Source organism: Streptomyces sp. NBC_00286, assembly GCF_036173125.1.
Taxonomy (GTDB): Bacteria; Actinomycetota; Actinomycetes; order Streptomycetales; family Streptomycetaceae; genus Streptomyces.
In genome coordinates, this window is record NZ_CP108054.1 from 5945819 (window position 1) to 5965556 (window position 19738).

General features: G+C 67.7%; 22 protein-coding genes. 13 read left to right on the top strand and 9 right to left on the bottom strand.

Features of this window, described 5'->3' with window-relative positions; genetic code table 11:
* The first annotated feature begins 21 nt into the window (after positions 1–21).
* Positions 22–210 (top strand): hypothetical protein, encoded by a 189-nt coding sequence (locus tag OHT21_RS27445; protein WP_328770984.1) that lies wholly within the window; start codon positions 22–24, stop codon positions 208–210.
* A gap of 8 nt (positions 211–218) precedes the next feature.
* Positions 219–809, top strand: a complete 591-nt coding sequence (locus OHT21_RS27450) for a hypothetical protein (protein WP_328770985.1) — start codon at positions 219–221, stop codon at positions 807–809.
* Positions 810–1223: 414 nt separating this feature from the next.
* Here OHT21_RS27450 and OHT21_RS27455 read toward each other — a convergent pair whose 3' ends face one another.
* On the bottom strand, positions 1224–1562 hold the full coding sequence (locus OHT21_RS27455) for a hypothetical protein (RefSeq protein ID WP_328770986.1): 339 nt from the start codon (positions 1560–1562) through the stop codon (positions 1224–1226).
* 493 nt (positions 1563–2055) lie between these two features.
* On the opposite strand from OHT21_RS27455, the gene OHT21_RS27460 reads away from it, so the two are divergent.
* Entirely contained in the window at positions 2056–2259 is a 204-nt protein-coding gene (locus OHT21_RS27460) for a hypothetical protein (protein WP_328770987.1), read from the top strand.
* Between the two features lie 206 nt (positions 2260–2465).
* Here the strand turns inward: OHT21_RS27460 and OHT21_RS27465 are convergent, their stop codons facing one another.
* Entirely contained in the window at positions 2466–2669 is a 204-nt protein-coding gene (locus OHT21_RS27465; RefSeq protein ID WP_328770988.1) for a DUF397 domain-containing protein, read from the bottom strand.
* Between the two features lie 8 nt (positions 2670–2677).
* Positions 2678–3529 carry a helix-turn-helix domain-containing protein gene (locus OHT21_RS27470; protein WP_328770989.1) on the bottom strand — a complete coding sequence of 284 codons (852 nt, stop codon included), beginning with the start codon at positions 3527–3529 and terminating at the stop codon, positions 2678–2680.
* 242 nt (positions 3530–3771) lie between these two features.
* Between OHT21_RS27470 and OHT21_RS27475 the strand changes: the two genes are divergently transcribed.
* Entirely contained in the window at positions 3772–4185 is a 414-nt protein-coding gene (locus OHT21_RS27475) for an ATP-binding protein (RefSeq protein WP_328770990.1), read from the top strand.
* A gap of 2 nt (positions 4186–4187) precedes the next feature.
* On the opposite strand, the gene OHT21_RS27480 is transcribed toward OHT21_RS27475, so the two are convergent.
* Positions 4188–5195, bottom strand: a complete 1008-nt coding sequence (locus OHT21_RS27480) for a hypothetical protein (protein WP_328774242.1) — start codon at positions 5193–5195, stop codon at positions 4188–4190.
* A gap of 71 nt (positions 5196–5266) precedes the next feature.
* Positions 5267–5920 (bottom strand): hypothetical protein, encoded by a 654-nt coding sequence (locus OHT21_RS27485; protein WP_328770992.1) that lies wholly within the window; start codon positions 5918–5920, stop codon positions 5267–5269.
* Positions 5921–6167: 247 nt separating this feature from the next.
* Here OHT21_RS27485 and OHT21_RS27490 point away from each other — a divergent pair, with 247 nt between their 5' ends.
* The 4 genes from OHT21_RS27490 to OHT21_RS27505 all read left to right on the top strand — a co-directional run bounded on the left by OHT21_RS27490 (position 6168) and on the right by OHT21_RS27505 (position 11796).
* On the top strand, positions 6168–9164 hold the full coding sequence (locus OHT21_RS27490) for a BTAD domain-containing putative transcriptional regulator (RefSeq protein WP_328770993.1): 2997 nt from the start codon (positions 6168–6170) through the stop codon (positions 9162–9164).
* 399 nt (positions 9165–9563) lie between these two features.
* Positions 9564–10007 (top strand): prepilin peptidase, encoded by a 444-nt coding sequence (locus OHT21_RS27495; RefSeq protein WP_328770994.1) that lies wholly within the window; start codon positions 9564–9566, stop codon positions 10005–10007.
* 119 nt (positions 10008–10126) lie between these two features.
* The gene (mqnC, locus tag OHT21_RS27500; protein ID WP_328770995.1) at positions 10127–11326 is read left to right on the top strand and encodes a cyclic dehypoxanthinyl futalosine synthase; all 1200 of its coding nucleotides are present in this window, start codon (positions 10127–10129) and stop codon (positions 11324–11326) included.
* Between the two features lie 17 nt (positions 11327–11343).
* Positions 11344–11796, top strand: a complete 453-nt coding sequence (locus OHT21_RS27505) for an imidazolonepropionase-like domain-containing protein (protein WP_328770996.1) — start codon at positions 11344–11346, stop codon at positions 11794–11796.
* Between the two features lie 3 nt (positions 11797–11799).
* Here the strand turns inward: OHT21_RS27505 and OHT21_RS27510 are convergent, their stop codons facing one another.
* Complete coding sequence (locus OHT21_RS27510; RefSeq protein WP_328770997.1) at positions 11800–12873, bottom strand: chitinase; 1074 nt, start codon at positions 12871–12873, stop codon at positions 11800–11802.
* A 127-nt stretch (positions 12874–13000) separates the two neighbouring features.
* Between OHT21_RS27510 and OHT21_RS27515 the strand changes: the two genes are divergently transcribed.
* Positions 13001–13696, top strand: coding sequence for a demethylmenaquinone methyltransferase (locus OHT21_RS27515; RefSeq protein WP_328770998.1), 696 nt, complete (start codon positions 13001–13003; stop codon positions 13694–13696).
* 155 nt (positions 13697–13851) lie between these two features.
* On the opposite strand, the gene OHT21_RS27520 is transcribed toward OHT21_RS27515, so the two are convergent.
* Positions 13852–14190 (bottom strand): PASTA domain-containing protein, encoded by a 339-nt coding sequence (locus OHT21_RS27520; protein ID WP_328770999.1) that lies wholly within the window; start codon positions 14188–14190, stop codon positions 13852–13854.
* Positions 14191–14349: 159 nt separating this feature from the next.
* Entirely contained in the window at positions 14350–14856 is a 507-nt protein-coding gene (locus OHT21_RS27525) for a GNAT family N-acetyltransferase (RefSeq protein ID WP_328771000.1), read from the bottom strand.
* 98 nt (positions 14857–14954) lie between these two features.
* Here OHT21_RS27525 and OHT21_RS27530 point away from each other — a divergent pair, with 98 nt between their 5' ends.
* The gene (locus tag OHT21_RS27530; RefSeq protein ID WP_328771001.1) at positions 14955–16259 is read left to right on the top strand and encodes a geranylgeranyl reductase family protein; all 1305 of its coding nucleotides are present in this window, start codon (positions 14955–14957) and stop codon (positions 16257–16259) included.
* 129 nt (positions 16260–16388) lie between these two features.
* Here OHT21_RS27530 and OHT21_RS27535 read toward each other — a convergent pair whose 3' ends face one another.
* Positions 16389–17231 (bottom strand): C40 family peptidase, encoded by an 843-nt coding sequence (locus OHT21_RS27535; protein WP_328771002.1) that lies wholly within the window; start codon positions 17229–17231, stop codon positions 16389–16391.
* Positions 17232–18042: 811 nt separating this feature from the next.
* On the opposite strand from OHT21_RS27535, the gene OHT21_RS27540 reads away from it, so the two are divergent.
* Genes OHT21_RS27540 through OHT21_RS27550 form a run of 3 tightly spaced genes read left to right on the top strand, consistent with a single transcriptional unit; the run spans position 18043 to position 19729 of the window.
* On the top strand, positions 18043–18402 hold the full coding sequence (locus OHT21_RS27540; protein ID WP_033319564.1) for an NADH-quinone oxidoreductase subunit A: 360 nt from the start codon (positions 18043–18045) through the stop codon (positions 18400–18402).
* A 32-nt stretch (positions 18403–18434) separates the two neighbouring features.
* On the top strand, positions 18435–18989 hold the full coding sequence (locus tag OHT21_RS27545; RefSeq protein WP_328771003.1) for a NuoB/complex I 20 kDa subunit family protein: 555 nt from the start codon (positions 18435–18437) through the stop codon (positions 18987–18989).
* Entirely contained in the window at positions 18986–19729 is a 744-nt protein-coding gene (locus OHT21_RS27550; protein WP_328771004.1) for an NADH-quinone oxidoreductase subunit C, read from the top strand. The genes OHT21_RS27545 and OHT21_RS27550 overlap by 4 nt, the downstream gene beginning before the upstream one ends.
* Positions 19730–19738 lie beyond the last annotated feature (9 nt).

Sequence of the window (19738 nt, forward strand, 5' to 3'; positions counted from 1 at the left end):
CCCGCCGTCCGGGTCCGACGGATGACCCGGCAGGACGCCGAGGAGGAGTCCGAGCACGCCCACACCTCCCTCTCGGTGGAGTACCACGTCCCCGTCCCCGGCACGGCGGCCTTCCTGCTGCTCACCTTTTCCACCCCCCTGGAGCCGGTCGCCGACGCGATGGCCGACCTCTTCGACGCGATCACCGGTTCGCTGACCTGGACGGAGTGATCACACCCATGACCGACGACCTCTCGAACCTCGGCCTGGAGTGTTCGGAGGACTGGGTGCCCTTCCCCGTCGCCGACACCGTGGACCTGGACTACTGGGCCACGTACCAGGCGGAGGAACTCGCCGCGCGCTACGCGCAGGACGGCAAAAAGGGCGACGCCCGCGTCCTGGCACGGGACCTCAAACGCGCCGCGGCAGACAGCCGTACCCGCGACCCCCTCGCGGCCTTCGGCTGGTACGTGAGCGGCCACAACTCGGTGGCCGCCATCCTCGAACTCGACGCCATCCATCCGGACGCTTCGGTCCCCGACGTCACGCTCTCCTGGCTGACCGAGCACATGACCATCCGGGACTTCGGCGAATCGGACGTGCGCGAGGTACGGCTGCCGCTCGGCGACGCCGTACGCATCCGGCAGAACTTCATCGGCGAGAAGAAACGGCTGCTCGCAGCCCGCCCCGTGATCCGCACTCTCTTCTACGGCGTCCGTCCGGAGAACACGGAGGTGGCGATCACCATGGCGATGTCCTGGACCGAGTCGATCCTCGATGAGCCTGCCGAGCAGATGGCCGACAACATCGCGCGGACACTTTCGCTCTGACGCCGTTGCTCTGACGCCGTTGCTCTGACGCCCGGCTGGACCCCTTCGAGAGGAAGACGTGAGGGCGGCGGGGACGTGGTGGTCAGAGGCCGTGCCCTCGCCTATACCAAGGTCGAGGCCGGCTGGCCGCCGCCACTCGGCCCTCAGGTCACTCGGGCTTCCACTGGGTGGCCGTGAGCACGTACGTCCATAGATTGTCGTTCTCCGTCTCCTTGTTGACCTTGGAGATCCACAGGCAGCTGACGGCGCCCTCGCTCGACTCGATGCAGATGCCTGTGTAGGCCTTGAGAAGTGAGTCGTCCCTGATCTTGCTCAGGGCGATCGGGTTGGGGAGTGCGGCCCCGCGGGCGGCGTCGCGGCACGCGGCAGGGGTGGGGCGGCTTTCGGTGGGGGTGCTGAAGGAACCGAGGGCGCCTATTTGTCGCTGCCGCCTTTTCCGCCCCCGCCCTTCTCCTTGGTCTTCACACCATCCCGGACCTTCTTCGCCAGGTCGTCGTCGAGCTTCTTGAACTCGCGCACGACGGCGTCGGACATGTCGGCCAGCGCGTCAAGCTGCTGGTTGATGTCCTCGCGGCCGTCCTCCCAGTTCGACTCGAACTCTTCGAGCTTGTCGTAGACCCCACCGTCACCCACGTCGTCCCGGTAGGACTCGAAGAGCTTCTTGGTGTGGTTCATACGCTGCTTGATGTCACGCAGCCGGCTCCCGTAGTCCTCCATCTCAGTGAGCGGAAGCGCGAGGTCGGGCTTGGCCATGTCTTCGATCCCCCTGTGGTGTGCGTGGCGGCTACGGACTCTTCAGAACGTACGTGTGAAAGTACCGCATCGGTCTGACAGGCGGGGCTTGTGGCGTTGACGCAGGTGATCCGTCGAGCGGCGGCGGAAGATCTGGGAAACCTGCACAGCATTCACCGCGAGGTCATGCGGAACCTGAATATCTGTCACACCTGTTTTGCGGCATGAGGCTTTGGCGGTTGGATGTCCGGCTTGGAAACCTGGTGGCAACTATTGTGCGTGCAGCGGCGTGGACGGGTGTGTGAAGGAGTTGGTGTATTCGGTGAGTTGGTCGTCACGGGTGTGAAGCCGGGCATCGGAATGCGTCCCGCAGGGGCGGGGAGCGGCTGGCCGTGCATTCGTAGGCGTGCTTTGATCCTGCGCACGGCGTGAGTTGCTGGGAATGGTTCCCGGTTTTTGGGAATCGGGCGAACTCCGCCATCGGGAAATTCACATCCGAAGGGAAACGCGCGCCATGAACTTCACCCCCCAGGTTGAAACCGCAGAGCTCTCCGACACCGGCTTGGACAACGTGTCCGGCGGCCTCGCGGGCGGTGTGTCCGGCGGTGGCCTTCTCCAGGCCGGGCCCGTCAACGTCGACGTCTGCGCCGACGCCTTTGGCGCGGCCTCGGCCGACGGTGTCGTGGCAGGCGTGAGCGTTCACGCCGGCGCGCACTGACGGAGCGGGTGCCGCAGGCCCCGGGTCGCCTGGGTGCTGTCGGCGAATCCTCCCCGGGCAGGTGGTCGTTCGCGGGAATGTGACACTCGCGGGGGTGAGTGTCACATTCCCGCGATTGCCTACCGGGAGCGGCGGTGTCGGGAGATGCGCCCGCAATGTCGCCCGGATTCGCCAATAGCAGCCGACTGATCCGGGGCCCGTCGCAGTTACGTTGCAGGGGTGGCCAGGGCTCCGGAGCGTATGGAGTGGAGGAGATTGGCCAGGGGGGTGGGGGTGGTGGTGAGTTGGGTGGTGGGGGTGTCGCTTTCGCGGAGGTGGATCGTGGTGGGGGTGGAGGCGAGTTCGACGCAGGCGTTGCCTTCACCGCCGCCGGAGAAGGACGACTTCTGCCAGTTGTCGGGGGTGGTCATGCTCTACCTCACAGTTCCGTTGCCAACTGGTGGATGAAGTCACGCGACCGCTTCGGATCGAGCGACACCGCCTCCACTTTACGGAAAAGCGTTCGAAAGTGGTTGAGTTGGGCGGCGGAATCGATGAACGTGGTGCCGTGCGGTGCGTCGCGAACAATCGTGTCCAACTGGGGAACGGCACCTCCCGCGTACACCATGGTGCTACCGGCTCCGGCGAATCCGTCCAGGTTGAACGGGATGACGCGGACCGTGACGTGATCCGCTTCGGACGTCGTCAGGATGCGGTCGAGCTGTGCTCGTGCGGCGGCACGGTCACCCACCCTGATCCGTAGCGCTGCTTCGTGGATGACCGTCTCGTACGGGATCGGCCGACTTCCCTCGATGATCGCGCGCCGTCGCATCCTGTGACTCACGCACGCGTCGAGCTCGCTCCGAGGTAGTTCGGGCGTTGTGAACGAGAAGAGCGCGCGAGCGTAGTCCTCCGTCTGAAGCAGCCCGGGAACATGGAGGAACTCCACATCGCGGCGGAACTTGGCGTGGTGCTCCAGTTCGGAGAGGTCGAGGAACGGTGTGGGCAGGGAGCCTCGGTACTCCTCCCACCAGCCGCGCGTCCGGTCGGTTGCCATGGCCACCAGCGCCGCGATCAACTCGTCGTCTGTGCAGGCGTAGTGAGCGGCGAGGCGGCGTACGCGTTCCTCGCTGACGCCGGCGATACCGAACTCGATCTGGCTCATCTGGACGGAATCCGCCCCGAGCAGTACGGCCGCCTCGCGCGCCTTGAGCCCTGCGGCTTCTCGCAGTTTTCGCAGCTCGATGCCCAGCCGTACCTGGCGTGCGGTGGGCTGCCGTCGACGCGGCATGGACGTCCTCCTCGTTCCCAACTGCGGGGAAACAGTGACTCGTTCGGGGGGAAGATTACGGCAACGACTTGCATAGTCCTAAATTAAAGACCTACCGTCGGTCATGCGTCGCACACGCTGCGGAACCTCGGGGCTCCGAAAGTGCACCGCTCCGTCATGCCGTGACGGCTGCGGCCGAGCCATCGCCCGTCGACCGTGGCACCCCTCTCGCCAACTCCCCTTCCACCACACGGAGTTCACGCATGCCCAAACCCATGGACGAGCCCTGGGAGTACACGCTCCACATCCCGCACGACGTTCGAGCCGTCACCGTCTGCCGACGCACCTTGCGCCTGATCCTCACCATCCACGGGCTGATCCGGCTATCCGAAGTCGCCGAGCTGCTGGTGACAGAGCTCGTCTCCAACTCCGTACGGCATACGAAAGGGCCCGCGTCCTTGCGCCTGCACTGGCGGGACGGAGTCCTGCGTATCGAGGCCTGGGACGCTGACCCTGAACCGCCGCCGCCTCCACGGGAGTTGGCGTACGCCGTCGACGCGGAGGCGGGGCGCGGTCTCGAACTCGTCCGCGCCTGCGCCGACGACTGGGGCTGGCATCCGTTGCGGCGCGGCGCCGACAAGGGCAAGTACGTGTGGTGCGACTTGCGGGCCGCGTAGCGTCAGCGGTTGATCGACTGGATTTCCTGGACGTTCATGTCCTGGGTGGTCTCGAAGGTGCCGTTCGGGAGGTCGCCGCCTGTGCCTCCGGCGCCTTCCCAGTTGATCTCCCAGGTCACCGAGGCTGAGAGTTCGTACGGTTCGCCGTTGGTGGCCCGCAGGTACCTGATGCCGCACGGTGGGGTCTTCCCGGCGTCGCCCGTCTTGTACGGGGTGCCGATGGAGCCGTCGTCGTTGATCTCGCAGTCGCCGGAGGAGGGGAAGGTCTCCGCGTCGTCCGTGCCCGGCTCCAGGTGGAGGGCGATCGGCTTTGCGGTCGTTTCCGCCCACAGGCCGGTGTTGGGCAACTCGGCGCGGACCTTGACCTCCTTGAAGGTGCCCTTGTCCAGCCACACCCAAGTGGGCGCGTTGACCGTCGACTTGGCTTCCGGCTTCAGCTCGATCTTGGTGTCGGGGACCTTGATTTTGTCGTAGGCGTATGCGGCGAGTGTCTCGGGCGTGGGGGCGTTCGGTGCGTCGGGGACCTCGTCGGCGTCCTGCCAGAACATGACGCGCTCGCAGTCGTACGAGTCCGGGTCACCGGTGTCGCGGGCCACGCCGCGCCAGAAGTAGCCGTCCTTGCCGATGTTGTAGTTCTCGTAGCCTTCGTGGGAGACCAAGGCGCCGTCCTCGTAGCTGTAGGCCTCCTTGCCGTCCCGGTAGTGGTCCGTCCACAGCCTCTCGCCGCCCCAGGCAGTGTGGGGGCTGACGTCTCCCAGGGGGTAGTTCGTCTCCGAGAATTCCTTGAGCTGCTCCGGCGTGAAGGCGGGCTCGTACCAGCAGGGTGGGGGCTCCCAGTTCACGTCCGTCGACGAGATGTTGCCGCCGTTGCCGCCGGTGGGGCCGCTCACCTGGGTGACCTTGATCCGGGAGACGGCAGCGGACAAGTCCTGATTGTTCACGTTGCCCGCGGGAGGGGAGGGCTTCGAGGGAGCGGTCGTGTCGTCCCCGGGCCCGTCGGCATGAGCCATGCCACCGGCGCACAGCACCGCAGCCGCGCCGACAGCAGCACCCCAGCACACTGTCCGTCGCGAAGGCGTCATCACTGGCACTCCTTCGCCTTGCCCATGACCTCGATGTTCCCGGTCTTCCAGACCTCGGAGGAGCCGGACGGCGGGACCATGAGCAGCCGGAACGTCTGGTAGCTGTTCAGGCTCTCCTCGGTGTAGAGGATCTTCCCGGTCTTGATCTCCTTGCCGTAGAACTTGGCTTGGTTCCTGCAGAACGTGACGAGGACGCCCTTGCCGTCATTCAGGGTGGTGGTGTCTTCGTCGTAGTACCTGTCGGTCCCGTTGACGGTCCACCCGCCCTTCACGTACTCCTCGATCTGCGACTTGGCGTACTGCGCGGCCTGTGCGGCGGAATAGAACTGGTACGCCGGGTCGTTCGGGTCCTGCTTGGCGATGCCGTGCTTCAGCGCACGAATGTAGTTCTGCGCGTCGGCGAGCGCCGCCGCATGCTTGGCGTCGGATGGCTTGTCGAAGTCGAAGACCAGCTTGAAGTCCTTCGGCAGACTGACATCCGGACGGTCACTGTCAGCTGATTCGGAAGCCGAAGCCGACGGACTCTTCGAGCCTGTATCCGCCCCCTGGATGTCATCCGTAGAAGACGAATCGTCACCCCCACCGCAAGCGGTGATCAATAGCGCCGCTGTCGCGGCGAACGTGGCGGCTATGGGCGCGATGCGGCGGGCCACGGGTGAACTCCCCCTGTGTCAGGCGTCTCTGGCGTGTGCAACAGAGAACGAAGCTATCAGGGGCAAGTAGCGCGTATCGAAGCAGCGATGGGGGATTGTGTGGGGATCGTGAGATGTGTGACGTGACAGTTGCGAAGTGGCTCACATCCCGGATGTGGTGCGGGCTTTCGACACCCTCCTTAAGATCTCAGTAGGCTCAGTACACCCCCGCACGCCTCCCTCCACACACGACATCAGGACACCCGCCATGGCGCGACGCACCACTTCCAGCTCGACGGGCAGTTCGCCGGGTCCGAGGAATCGGACGCCGCAGCCATTGCCTCGGCGGCGGCGTACGTTCGGGGACTTCGCGAAGGCGTTCTTTGCCTTTATTGCCCTGATTGTGCTGTTGGTGGGAGTGCCGGGGGCGCTGGCCACGCAGATGGGGTGGCCGCTGCCCAGCGGGATGCCGAGTCTGGACTGGCTGCAGCAGCCGATCACGGCCGGCACCTTTCTGAACGTCCTGACTGTTGTCGTCTGGTTCGCCTGGGCCCAGTTCACCGCGTGCGTACTCGTGGAGATGAAGGCCGCCCTCTCCGGCGTCGGAGTGCCGAACCGCGTGCCCGGAGCCGGGCCGAGCCAGTTGCTCGCGCGGCAGCTCGTCGCCGCGTTGCTGCTGGTCGGCGCTACCGCGGCCAGCTTCGCGCCCGGACTCTCGCAGCTCGGGCAGCAGATGCAGGAGAACCAGCGGCCTACCGTCGCCGCCGCGCAGCAGACGCCCGCCGGCCTGCTGGGGCAGCAGGAACAGGCCGCCTCCAGTGCCGCCGCCGCGCTGGCCGAACAGGCCGCGAACGCCGCGCACGCCGCCGAGAGCGGAAGCACCGCCGACAGCGGCGACACGAAGTACTACCGGATCCAGCCGCCGGAGGGACGCCATCACGACTCCCTCTGGGAGGTCGCCGAGCGGCATCTCGGGGACGGGCGGCGGTACAAGGAGATCTACCAGCTCAACAAGGACCGTGCGCAGCCCGACGGTTCGAGGCTCTCCGAGGCCAGTCTGATCCGGCCCGGCTGGATCCTGGAGATGCCCGGCGACGCCCGCGGCGGCGACCTCGTCGAGATGCCCGACGAGGCCCCGGAGGTGTCGAAGGAGGTCCAGCAGCAGATCTCCGACTACTCCCAGACGGGGAGTGCGGAGCAGCGGGGGAGTGGCCAGCAGGACGGCAGCGGTAGCGGCAGTGGCAGTGGCAGCGGGGCTGTTGATCATGACACCGCTCAGATCTCCATTCCCGAGCAGCGGCCCGCTCCGGACCACGGACAGCAGGGTCAAGGCCAGCAGGGGCAGGAACACGCCACCTCCGCCGCCGACGACAGTGGCTTCGGGCTGCCGCAGGCCCTCCTCGGGGCGCCCCTCCTCGCCGCCGGGCTCCTCGGTGCGCTTGGGCGCCGGCGCCGTCAGGCCCTGTGGCAGTCGGCCCTCGCTGCCGTCGGCGGGCGGCGTGGCATGCTGGAGCCGCCGACGCCCACCGGTACGGCCGCCGATGCACAGGACGCGTTGCTCGTGGGGGCCGACCCCGAGGGCGTACGACTTCTTGACCGGTCGTTGCGCGGGCTGGCCGCTTCGCTCGCGGAGGAGTCGCGGCCGTTGCCGACCGTGTACGCGGCCTGGATGAGCAACGGGGATTTGCATCTGCAACTGGCGCAGCCTGCCGGAAGGCCGCCGGTTCCGTGGCAGCTCGGGCAGGACCAGACGTTCTGGATGCTGGCACGGGCGGACGCCGAGCGGTACGAGGACACCGACACGGCAGCCCCGTACCCCGGACTCGTCAGCCTCGGCACGATGGACGACTCGCGGCTGCTGCTCAACCTGGAGTCCGTGCCCGGCATCGTCTCGCTGAGCGGCAGCGAGGAGGACCGGGCGGGCGTGTTCGCCTCCGTGGCCGCCGAGTTGGCGACCAACGGCTGGTCCGACCGCATGACGATCACGCTCGTCGGCTTCGGGGAGGATCTGACGCCTCTCGCGCCCAACCGGCTGCGCCACCTCGACGACATCGAGGCGCTCGTCGAGACCATGGAGGCGGAGACCCGGCAGCGGCGCGGCGCGCTCGGCGCCGCCGGTCACGACTCCGTCCTCACGGGGCGTACTGGGCCCGCGCAGCACACCCGTTGGGCCCCGCATCTCGTACTCCTCGCCGCCCAACCGTCCGCCGAGGACGCGGTCAAGCTCGCCGAACTCGCCTCCGACGCCAGCCGGTTGGGCATCGGCTACCTCGTCGGGACCGAGTCGGGCGATCTGCCCGGCGCCGCCTGGGAGATGCAGATCACCGGCGAGGGCAAGCTGCTCGCCCCGCTCCTCGGGCTCGAACTCGACGCGCAGCTACTGCCGGTGGCCCAACAGCGCGCCGTCGTCGAGCTGTTCGTCGAGGCGGACCCCGAGCGCGAGCCGAACGGTCCCGCCGCCGATCCGCCGTTCCTCGTCGACATCAGCGAACAGGGGCGGCCGGCGGTGTACGCGCGACTTGTCGGGCCGTACGAGATCATCGGCCTCGATACGCCGGACGGTGAGCGGAGTCCGCTGCTGCACGAGGCGTTGGCGTTGCTGCTGCTGCACCGGGAGGGCGTCCATCCTCGGGTGCTCTCGTCCGCGCTGTGGCCCCGGGGCGTCACGGAGGATGTTCGGGACGCGCTGATCGAGCGGCTGCGGGCGTGGCTGGGCAACGATACGGACGGTACGCCGCGGCTCGGTACCGACTCGACGGGGCGGCTCAAGCTGGCGAAGTCCGTGGTGTCCGACCTTGATGTGCTGCGGTCGCTGTACCACGAGGCGACTCAGGGGCGTGGGGTCGACAGCCGGGCTGTGCGGGGGCGGTTGCTGACCGATGCGCTGGTGTTGGTGCGGGGGCCGTTGTTGGCCGAGCGGCCGGCGGGGCGGTATGGGTGGCTCACCCACGAGATCATTGACGCGCAACTGCCCTTGCTCGTTGCCGATATTGGGCTGGCGTTGTCGGCGTTCCATCTGGAGAAGGGGCGCGCGGGGAAGGCTATTGAGGCGCTGAACGCTGCGCTTGGCTCCGCGCCTGGCGATGAGCGGTTGTGGCATGAGTTGCTTCGGGCTACTCATGCCACGGGTGACGAAGCGCAGCTTCAGAGGCTTGCGGCGGACCTGGTGTCTCGGAGCGGGGCTCGGGGGCTGCCGCCTCGGACTGAGGCTCTGTTGGATGAGTTGCTGCCCTCTTGGCGGAGTGGTGTTGCGGCCGTTGGGTGACAAGTTGCCCGGTGCTTGTGGCTGTGCCCACCCTCCCCCACTCTCGGCTTCGCTCGAGCGGGGGGACCCCCATCGCCCTGCGGAACGATTGCCCACAGCGGTAGCGGTTGCGGCTAGGAGCCTTGCGTGGAATTGGCGTTGATTCTCGGGGCTGCCCTCTGGGGTGCGCTTACTGGGATGTTCGTTCCCCGGGCTGTCTATCGGCTTTCCGTTGAGCCTGAGGAGGAGTGGCGGGGGCAGTGTCCGGATGGGCATCAGATCCGTGGGTGGGTGGGGGTGGCTCGGTGTGCGGGGCGGGCCTATGGGCCTAGTACGCCGCTCATCGTTGTCGCCACCTCGCTTGTCTGCGCTGCTCTTGCCGCTGCTACCGGTGCTCGGCCCGAGTTGGGCGTATGGCTGTTGGTTGCGCCCCTGGGGGTGTTGCTGACCCTCGTCGACTTCTCTGTGCATCGGCTGCCGGACGTGGTGAATCTGCCGGTGGCCGTCGGCGTGCCGGGGCTGCTGGGGATCGTGGCGCTGGTGCCGGAGAACGGCGGCGACTGGACGGGGGCGCTGCTCGGTGGGCTCGCTTATGCCGGGTGGTTCTTCGTCTGTTTTCTCATCAATCCGAACTGGGTGGCCTTCGGTGACGTGAAGGTCGGGATCTGGCTGGGGGCCGTCCTCGGGTGGTACGGGTGGGCGGTGCTGATTCTCGGGGCCTTTGCCGGGTTCTTTCTGGCGGGGTTCTACGCGGTCGGGCTCGTCGTTACGCGCAGGGGTGGGCGTAAGACCGCGGTGCCGTACGGGCCCTTCCTCATCGGCGGCGCCTTCGTGGGCACGCTCATCGGGGCGTATGCGGCCTGACGCGAGCTGCCGCAAGGGGCTGGCGTACGCTGGATCAGTCCGCCCACCCGTCTCCCACCACCACCCTTATTTCGAAGCGCTTCGCGCCTTTTCCATCTCCTGTCGAAAGGGACCGCCCGGTGACCGAGAACGCCGACCTTCAGTCCGTCCTCGACCGTGCCGCCGAGGGTGGGCGGATCACCCCGGAGGAGGCGCTCGACCTCTACCGGAACGCCCCGCTGCACGCGCTGGGCGCCGCCGCCGATGCCGTACGCCGCCGCCGGTACGCCGGTACCGAGCACATCGCGACGTACATCATCGAGCGCAACATCAACTACACCAACGTATGCGTCACGGCCTGCAAGTTCTGCGCCTTCTACGCGCCGCCGAAGGCCGTCGACAAGGGCTGGACGCGCGATCTGGACGACATCCTGCGGCGCTGCGCGGAGACCGTCGAGCTCGGCGGTACGCAGATCATGTTCCAGGGCGGGCACCACCCGGACTACGGCGTCGAGTACTACGAGAAGCACTTCGCCGCCATCAAGGCCGCGTACCCGCAGCTCGTCATCCACTCCCTGGGGGCGTCGGAGGTCGAGCACATGGCCCGTATCTCCAAGGTGAGTGTGGAAGAGGCCATCTCGCGGATTCACGCCGCCGGACTCGACTCCTTCGCCGGTGCCGGTGCCGAGCTGCTGCCCGCGCGGCCCCGCAAGGCGATCGCCCCGCTGAAGGAGAGCGGTGAGCGCTGGCTGGAGATCATGGAGACCGCGCACCGGCTGGGCGTGGAATCCACCTCCACCATGCTCATGGGTACGGGCGAAACCAACGCCGAGCGCATCGAGCACCTGCGGATGATCCGTGACGTACAGGACCGGACGGGCGGCTTCCGGGCCTTCATCCCGTACACGTACCAGCCCGAGAACAACCACCTCAAGGGGCGTACGCAGGCGACGATCTTCGAGTATCTGCGCATGATCGCCATCTCGCGGCTGTTCATGGACAACATCGCCCATATCCAGGGGTCCTGGCTCACCACCGGCAAGGAAGTCGGCCAGCTGTCGCTGCACTACGGGGCGGACGACCTCGGTTCGATCATGCTGGAGGAGAACGTCGTCTCGTCGGCCGGTGCCAAGCATCGCTCCAACCGCATGGAGATCATCGACCTGATCCGCAAGGCGGGCCGCGTCCCGGCCCAGCGCGCGACGACGTACGAGCACCTCGTCGTCCACGACGACCCGGCGAAGGATCCCGTCGACGAGCGGGTCCAGTCGCACATCTCGTCGACGGCGATCGCGGGCGGCACGGCCCACCCGGAGCTGAAGCTCCTCGCCTCCAACTAGCCCCAACTAGCCTTCCTGTGCTGACGATTCACGCCGCGGATGAGCTCCGCCACGCCTGGGACGACTCCGTTCCGGTGAAGGACGGGGCCGTCGTGGTGGAAGGGGGCCGGGTCGCGGCGACGGGGCCGCTTGCGGAGCTTCGGGAACGTTTCCCGGGCGCTCGCGTACGGCATTGGTCCGGCGTGCTCGGGCCCGCCCTCGTCCACGAGGGGCCGCTGCCCGAGGCGCCGACGCCTCGGGAACGGGTGCATGCGGTGCTGAAGCTCGGTGCGGTGGCGGTTCTGGAGGAGTACGCCGGTACGGCCGGACTCCGGGCCGCGGCCGAGCGTAACGACGTCGTCGTGCTCGCGAGCGCGGCGCGACGGCCCGTGATCGTCGACACCGGCCGCGCCGACCTCGCCGTCTTCGACGAGACCGGCGCGTGTGTCGCGACCGTCTGCGCGGGGCGGCTGGTGCACCGGCGGAGATAGCGGTCAGCCGGAGAAGGCCTTCGCGAACTCGCCCGCCTCCTGCTTCACCCCGCTGCAGTCCGTCTGCGCGACGTTCCGCTTCGCCTTGCCGGGTGCGCACTGGCGGTCGCGGGCCGCCGCCCACATCGACACCCACGCGATGTCCTTCTTCTCGGCGAACGAGCGGACTTGGGCCGCGTCGGACACCGTGAACGTCTCGTTGTCGACATCGTTGACGCCGATCATCGGGGTCAGGGCGAGGCCCTTCCAGGCGTCCTCGGACGAGAGGCCGAAGATTTTCCTCAGCTGGCCATGGGTCGCCTTGGCCGCCTTGATCGCGTACGTGCCCATGTCATCGTCGTACGAACTGCCGTAGTTCATCGTCATGATGTTGACCGCGGAGACCTTCACGCCGCCGGCTTTCGCGGACTTCAGCACGGCCCGGCTGTCCCTGTTGAGGCCGTGCGGCATCACGGGCAGCGTGAAGGACACCCGGATCTCCGGGCGTTGCCGCTGGAGCAGGGCGATGGCCTTGGAGCGAAGCGCCACCGACTTGGAGTCGGACAACGGCGGGCCCTCGATGTCGAAGTCGGCCTCCGTCGCACCGGCGGCGTCGAGCGCGACCGCGTATGCACCGGCCAGCTTGGGGACGCTCTTGCAGGTGGTGGCCAGCTCCTTGCCCGAGGCACCTCCGAAGGAGACCCGCACGCTGCGCCCGGACGACTTCAGCGCCGAGATCCGGGACTTCACCGACGCCTTGCCGATGCCGTACTTGCCCCACGTCGGTGTGCAGCCGCCGCGGCCCGCGATCACGAAGGCCAGGTTGTACGACGACGCGGAGCCCATTGATTCGTTGCCGGAGGCCGCGGTGGCGCTGACGTATGGGGCGAACGCAGGCCCCGGTAAGGGGGTTTCCGGCGGCGACTGTGACGGCGTATCCGGTGACTCAGGCGTGTCCGGCGAGGTCTCCGTGGGAGGGGCGGGCGTTCTGGGCAGCGTGGGGGCCGCCTGCGAGGGCGACGGGTCCGAGGAGCACCCCGTACAGGTCAGTGCCGTGGCGAAGACAAGCCCGGCAGCCGGTTTCAGAAGACTCTTCATTGCACATCCACCTCTCGTGTGAGGTACGGCAGGGGACGGGCAACGTCTCACCGGCGGCGGCGTGGATCCGGTCCTGGTCGGGCAGGCCGGGCGTCCCGGCTCTGCCCTCGGCTGCCACAATGGGCCCGTGACCCGCGCTTCCCTGAACAAGCAGCCGCACGAAGTCGCCTCGATGTTCGACGACGTGGCGGAACGGTACGACCTGACGAACGACGTGCTGTCACTCGGCCAGGACCGGCGCTGGCGCAAGGAGGTCGCCAAGGCGGTGGACGCGCGGCCCGCGCAGAAGGTGCTGGACCTGGCGGCGGGTACGGCCACCTCGTCCCTGCCCTTCGTGCGGACCGGGGCGTACGTTGTGCCGTGCGACTTCTCGCTCGGGATGCTCCGGGTCGGCAAGCGGAACCACCCCTGGCTGCCGCTGACGGCCGGCGACGCGACGAGGCTGCCCTTCAAGAACGACACCTTCGACGCGGTGACGATCTCCTTCGGCCTGCGGAACGTCCAGGACACGGACGCGGCGCTGCGCGAGCTGTACCGGGTGACGAGGCCGGGCGGACGCGTGGTGATCTGCGAGTTCTCGCACCCCACTTGGGCGCCCTTCCGCACCGTATACACGGAGTACCTGATGCGCGCGCTGCCGCCGGTCGCGAGGGCGGTCTCCTCCAACCCCGACGCGTACGTCTACCTCGCCGAGTCCATCCGCGCCTGGCCCGACCAGCCCGCACTGGCCGAACGCCTGCGCAAGGCCGGCTGGTCGAAGGTGGCGTGGCGGAACCTCACGGGCGGGGTTGTGGCACTGCACAGGGGCTTCAAAGAGAGCTGAGCTGAGCAGGCGGAATTCGGTGCTGTACACCGCGCCCCTGAGGAGGCCGCAGGCCTCTTAGGGGCGCGGGGCTGTTTCGATATGCGGCTCCGCCGCGTGGGCGCGACCAGCCACGACGAACCCGCAGCTTCGAATCTGCCTTACCCAGCGGAGCGCTACCGCAAGACCTCGAACGGGTTGCCTGGTTCATCGAGTTCGCGGTACAAGCCCCCCGTAGGAGGGTGAGGGAGCCGTGGCTCCCTCACCCCCGCACCTCCGCCGCCCTCCCCCTCACCGAAGTCGAACCACACGGTGACGACGGCACCGCGTGGCACCTCGGTGCCGGGCAGCGGGTACTGGCGTACGACGTAGTCGACGACGGTCAGATGGAAGTCGGGCCGGTCCGGCGCGGCGAGCATCACGCCACGCGCCTCGGCCGTCTCGCGCGCGTCCACGGCCATCAGGCCGACGAGCCGCGGTACACGCACATCGGGTGGTTTGCGCACAGACGTCACCCCCAGCGGTACCGGAAGAGTAAACGCTGCCGCGCGCCGCCGGAAGCCGGGCGCCACCGTAAGGCGTCACCCAGCCCGGAGGCCGACCCGGAAGGCGTTACAGCCGGCCCTGGAGGGCGTCACGGGTCTCGCAGGCCGACCCGGAAGCCGTCACCGGTCTCAGAGGTCCAGCCGGTAGCAGTGGCCCACCTGCTGCGAGTTCGGCGACGTGAACCTCTCGGAGAGAGTCATTCCGAGGCGTGTGGTCACCGCGATGGAGCGTTCATTGCGGGAGTTGACCATCGCCACCACGCTGGTGACGCCCGCCGTCCGCAGCCGGTCGAGCGTGCTCCACGCCGCGGTGGTCACGTACCCCTTGCCCCAGTACGCCCGTCCGAGCCGCCAGCCGATCTCGATCTCGCCCTTCGGACCCCAGGCGTGCGGCCACGGCTGGGCGCCCGTGAAGCCGATGACGTCGTCCTGCTCGTCGAGCATGGTCCAGAAGCAGAAGCCGTACTCGGCGTCGTGCCGGCGCTGTCGCGCGGTCAGCTCCTCGTAGACGGACAGCTCGGCCGGCTTTCCGCCGTGGAACTCCATCACGTCCGGGTCGTCGAAGATCCGGTGCCAGGCGAAGGCGTCCTCGTCGGTGGGGACGCGCAGTCGTACCACGGGGGAAGGTCGGTTCATGGAGTGGCCCTTCAGCAGGGTGATCAGTACCGCTGAATAGACTGCCCATGTCCAGTGCCCGTCGGCACGTTGATTTCGAGTCTTGGGGAGACCCCGCCGTGACCGAGTCCCAGCCCCTCTCCGAACACACCGCTGATGTGATCGTCGTCGGGGCCGGGCCAGCCGGTTCCACCACCGCGTACTACCTGGCGAAGGCCGGGCTCGATGTCCTGCTCCTTGAGAAGACGGCGTTTCCGCGCGAAAAGGTCTGCGGTGACGGGCTGACGCCCCGCGCGACCAAGCAGCTTGTCTCGATGGGCATCGACATCTCCGAGGAGGCGGGCTGGCTCCGGAACAAGGGGCTGCGCATCATCGGCGGCGGTGTCCGCCTCCAGCTGGACTGGCCGGATCTCGCCGCCTACCCGGACTACGGACTCGTACGGAAGCGGGACGACTTCGACGAGCAGTTGGCGCGGCAGGCGCAGAAGGCGGGCGCGCGGCTGTACGAGCGCTGCAATGTGGGCGCCCCGATCCTCGACGACCGTACGGGCCGCATCACGGGCGTGCACGCGAAGCTCGGTGACGTCGACTCCAAGGAGAAGCGCGAAGTCACCTTCCATGCCCCGCTGGTCGTGGCGGCCGACGGCAACTCGACCCGGCTGTCCCTCGCCATGGGGCTGCACCGGCGCGACGACCGGCCGATGGGCGTCGCGGTGCGTACGTACTTCACGTCCCCGCGCCACGAGGACGACTACCTGGAGTCCTGGCTGGAGCTGTGGGACCGGCGTGGACCGGGCGAGGACCGGCTGCTGCCCGGCTACGGCTGGATCTTCGGCATGGGCGACGGCACTTCGAACGTCGGCCTGGGCGTCCTCAACACCTCTTCCTCCTTCAAGGAGCTGGACTGGCGCGAGGTCCTGAAGGCCTGGTGCGCGTCGATGCCGGAGGAATGGGGTTACACCCCGGACAACATGACGATCCCGATCCGCGGCGCCGCCCTCCCCATGGCCTTCAACCGCCAACCGCACTACACCAAGGGCCTGTTGCTCGTCGGCGACGCGGGCGGCATGGTGAACCCCTTCAACGGCGAGGGCATCGCGTACGCCATGGAGTCCGGCCAGATCGCCGCCGACGTCATCGTCCAGGCGCACGCCCGGTCGACGCCCGCCCAGCGCGAACTCGCCCTCCAGCGCTACCCGAAGGTCCTCAAGGACACCTACGGCGGCTACTACAACCTCGGGCGCGCCTTCGTGAAGCTCATCGGCAACCCGAAGGTCATGAAGATCGCGACGCAGCGCGGACTGACGCACCCCGTGCTGATGAAGTTCACGCTGAAGATGCTCGCCAACCTGACGGACCCGACGGGCGGCGACGCTATGGACCGCATCATCAACGGGCTGAGCAAGGTGTCGCCCAAGGCGTGACCCGCCCAGGCGCACCCCGGGCGTGACACGTACGCGCTGAGGGCCGCTTCCCCCGATGGGGAAGCGGCCCTTCACGTTGCGCGACCGGAGCGGTTCAGAAAGGACCCCTGGGTCCGGTCGGAGTCGGAGTCAGAGGACGCGTACCGCGCCGCTCGCCGGGTAGCCCGACAGGTCCTGGATGACGACGCCCTTGCTGGGGTTCGCGGCGTCCAGGTACTGGCCCCCACCGATGTAGACACCCGTGTGGTACGCCGAGCCCTTGCCGCCCCAGTACAGGATGTCGCCGACCTGGATGTCGGACAGCGGGACGTCGGTCCCGACCGTCGACTGGTCCTGCGAGACGCGCGGCAGGTCCACGCCGACCTGCTTGAACGCGGCCTGGACCAGGCTGGAGCAGTCCCAGGCGTTGGGACCGGTGGCGCCCAAGACGTAGGCGTCGCCGACCTGAGCCTTGAGGAAGTTGATGACCGTACCGACGCTGCCGCTGGCCGGGGCCGGGACATCGGTCTCGGAGCTCGAGGCAGCGGAGGAGCTGAGGGTGGTCCGCTCGGCGGCCCTGGAGGCAGCGGCCTCCGCGGCGGCCCTGCGCTCGGCCTCGGCCTTCTTCTTGGCCTCCGCCTTCTTCTTCGCCTCGGCGAGGTCGGCCTTGGCCTGCTTGGCCGCGTTGGCGGCGGCCGCGTCACGCTCGGCCAGCAGTTCGTAGTCGGCCGCGGCCTGCTGGGTGGCGGCCGCAGATTCGGCCACGGTCGCGGACAGGTCGGCCGTGAGCGTGGGCAGTTCGATCGTCTGGGTCACGGGCTCGGACGCGTTCGCCGATCCGGCCGCAGCTCCCACTGCCAGGGTGCTGAGGACGCCACCGGCAACTCCGGCGCGCATCGCGAGCGTCGAACTGCTGCGAGGCCGGGGTTTCCGGTGGCTGGGTATGTGAGCGGTGTGGGACATGAGTCCAACCGGTATCAGGGGCTCCTCCATATCTTCAAGAAACGTGTGGTGCGCCACAGTTGTTCAATGGGCCGCCAAATTCCCGGGCGTGGCGTTCTTTATTGACGCCGTAGCGGGCAAAGCGGACACCGCTCAACTGGTCCGTGAGCAAGGTCTTTTCGCATTACGTCCGAATTGCCCAGCACTTACCACCCGTTGGGACCGATGGCCAAGCCCCGCTTATCGGCCCCGGTTTCGAGTGTGACGCAGGTCACGGAACGGCCACTGTGGCGGATACGTCGCGTGTGGCGACCGGAGTGCGACGCGGCTTGTGTCTCGTTCGGGTCTCAAGTTCGTGTTCTGCTCGTGAACGGATGCACGTGCTCGCGCCCGTCCACACCGGCGAGCCAACTTCCCCCGAAGTGTGAACGAGTTCCTCTACCAAGCGTTGATGTTCAGGGCCAATTTGCTTGTGCGTGCCGCCCCTTGGTAAAGAGCTCCACTGCCGGACCTGCGTTAACGAGCGAAATTGTCACTTCTGGTGATCACTTGGACGCTTCCTGCGCGAAGATCGGCTCGCCTCTGGCCGCATGATCCAATGCCAGGTGGTGGAGATCACAAAGGCGTTGTCGTACCCCGTGTCGCAGATCACAGACCGGCAGGCATAAGATGCGTGGCAGTTGGGCTTGTGACCTGCTTCACATGTACGCGATCTTCGTGAAGCCGCACGGGGCTTGCGAGTCTCGTGAAGCCGACGGAGCCTGTGAGCTTCGTGGGGCGGGTGAAGTCCGACGAACCTCCCCAGCCTCCGGCCGGGGGGACCCCGCAAGCAGTCAATGCCGACTGAGAGGAGCGAGGAGCGGTGAACGCGTATGCGCCCATCCTCGTACTGGGAGCCCTCGGGGCAGGCTTTGCGATCTTCTCCGTGGTCATGGCCACGCTTATCGGTCCAAAGCGGTACAACCGGGCCAAGCTCGAGGCCTACGAGTGCGGTATCGAACCGACCCCCACGCCGGCCGGCGGTGGGCGGTTCCCCATCAAGTACTACCTGACGGCGATGCTCTTCATCATTTTCGATATCGAGATCGTCTTCCTCTATCCCTGGGCCGTCACCTTCGACGCCCTTGGGGTATTCGGGCTCGTGGAGATGCTGCTCTTCGTGCTCACCGTCTTCGTCGCGTACGCGTACGTATGGCGGCGCGGCGGCCTGGAATGGGACTGAACCCCGGATAGGGCACAGAGGAGCCACTGAGCATGGGACTCGAAGAAAAGCTGCCGAGCGGCTTCCTGCTGACCACCGTCGAGCAGGCCGCCGGCTGGGTGCGCAAGTCGTCCGTCTTTCCCGCCACCTTCGGCCTCGCCTGCTGCGCCATCGAGATGATGACGACCGGCGCGGGCCGCTACGACATGGCGCGCTTCGGCATGGAGGTCTTCCGCGGCTCGCCGCGCCAGGCCGACCTGATGATCGTCGCCGGACGCGTCAGCCAGAAGATGGCGCCGGTGCTGCGGCAGGTCTATGACCAGATGCCAAACCCCAAGTGGGTGATCTCCATGGGGGTCTGCGCATCCTCGGGCGGGATGTTCAACAACTACGCGATCGTGCAGGGCGTCGATCACGTCGTCCCTGTCGACATCTATCTGCCCGGTTGTCCGCCGCGGCCCGAGATGCTGCTGGATGCCATTCTCAAGCTGCACCAGAAGATCCAGACCTCGAAGCTCGGCGTGAACGCCGAGGAGGCGGCCCGCGAGGCGGAGGAAGCGGCGCTCAAGGCGCTCCCCACCATCGAGATGAAGGGCCTGCTGCGGTGAGCGACGCGAACGGCACGAACGGGGTGACCCCCGAGAAGGACCTCAGCGCCGCCAACCTCCCCGGCCGGCGGGGCGAGGCGGGCGAGGAAATCCGCGTCCAGCGCGGCATGTTCGGCGCCGACAACGGCGGCGACACCTCCGGCTACGGCGGCCTGGTCCGCTCCGTCCGGCTGCCCGGGCCCGCCACCCGGCCGTACGGCGGCTGGTTCGACGAGGTCGCCGACGAGTTGGAGGGTGCCCTGGAGGAACAGGGCCTCGTCCCCGAGAACGCCATCGAGAAGACGGTCGTCGACCGCGACGAGATCACGTTCCACATCGAGCGCGAGCATCTGGTCCGCGTCGCGCAGACCCTGCGCGACGACCCGGCGCTCCGCTTCGAGCTGTGCACGGGGGTGAGCGGCGTCCACTACCCCGGCGACAAGGGGCGCGAGCTGCACGCCGTCTACCACCTGCGCTCGATCACCCACAACCGGCTGATCCGCCTCGAAGTCAGCGCTCCCGACGCCGACCCGCACATCCCGTCCCTGGTCTCCGTCTATCCGACCAACGACTGGCACGAGCGCGAGACGTACGACTTCTTCGGCATCGTCTTCGACGGTCACCCGGCCCTGACGCGGATCATGATGCCGGACGACTGGCAGGGCTTCCCGCAGCGCAAGGACTACCCCCTCGGCGGCATCCCCGTCGAGTACAAGGGCGCCCAGATCCCGGCCCCGGACCAGCGGAGGTCCTACTCATGAGCGCCCACC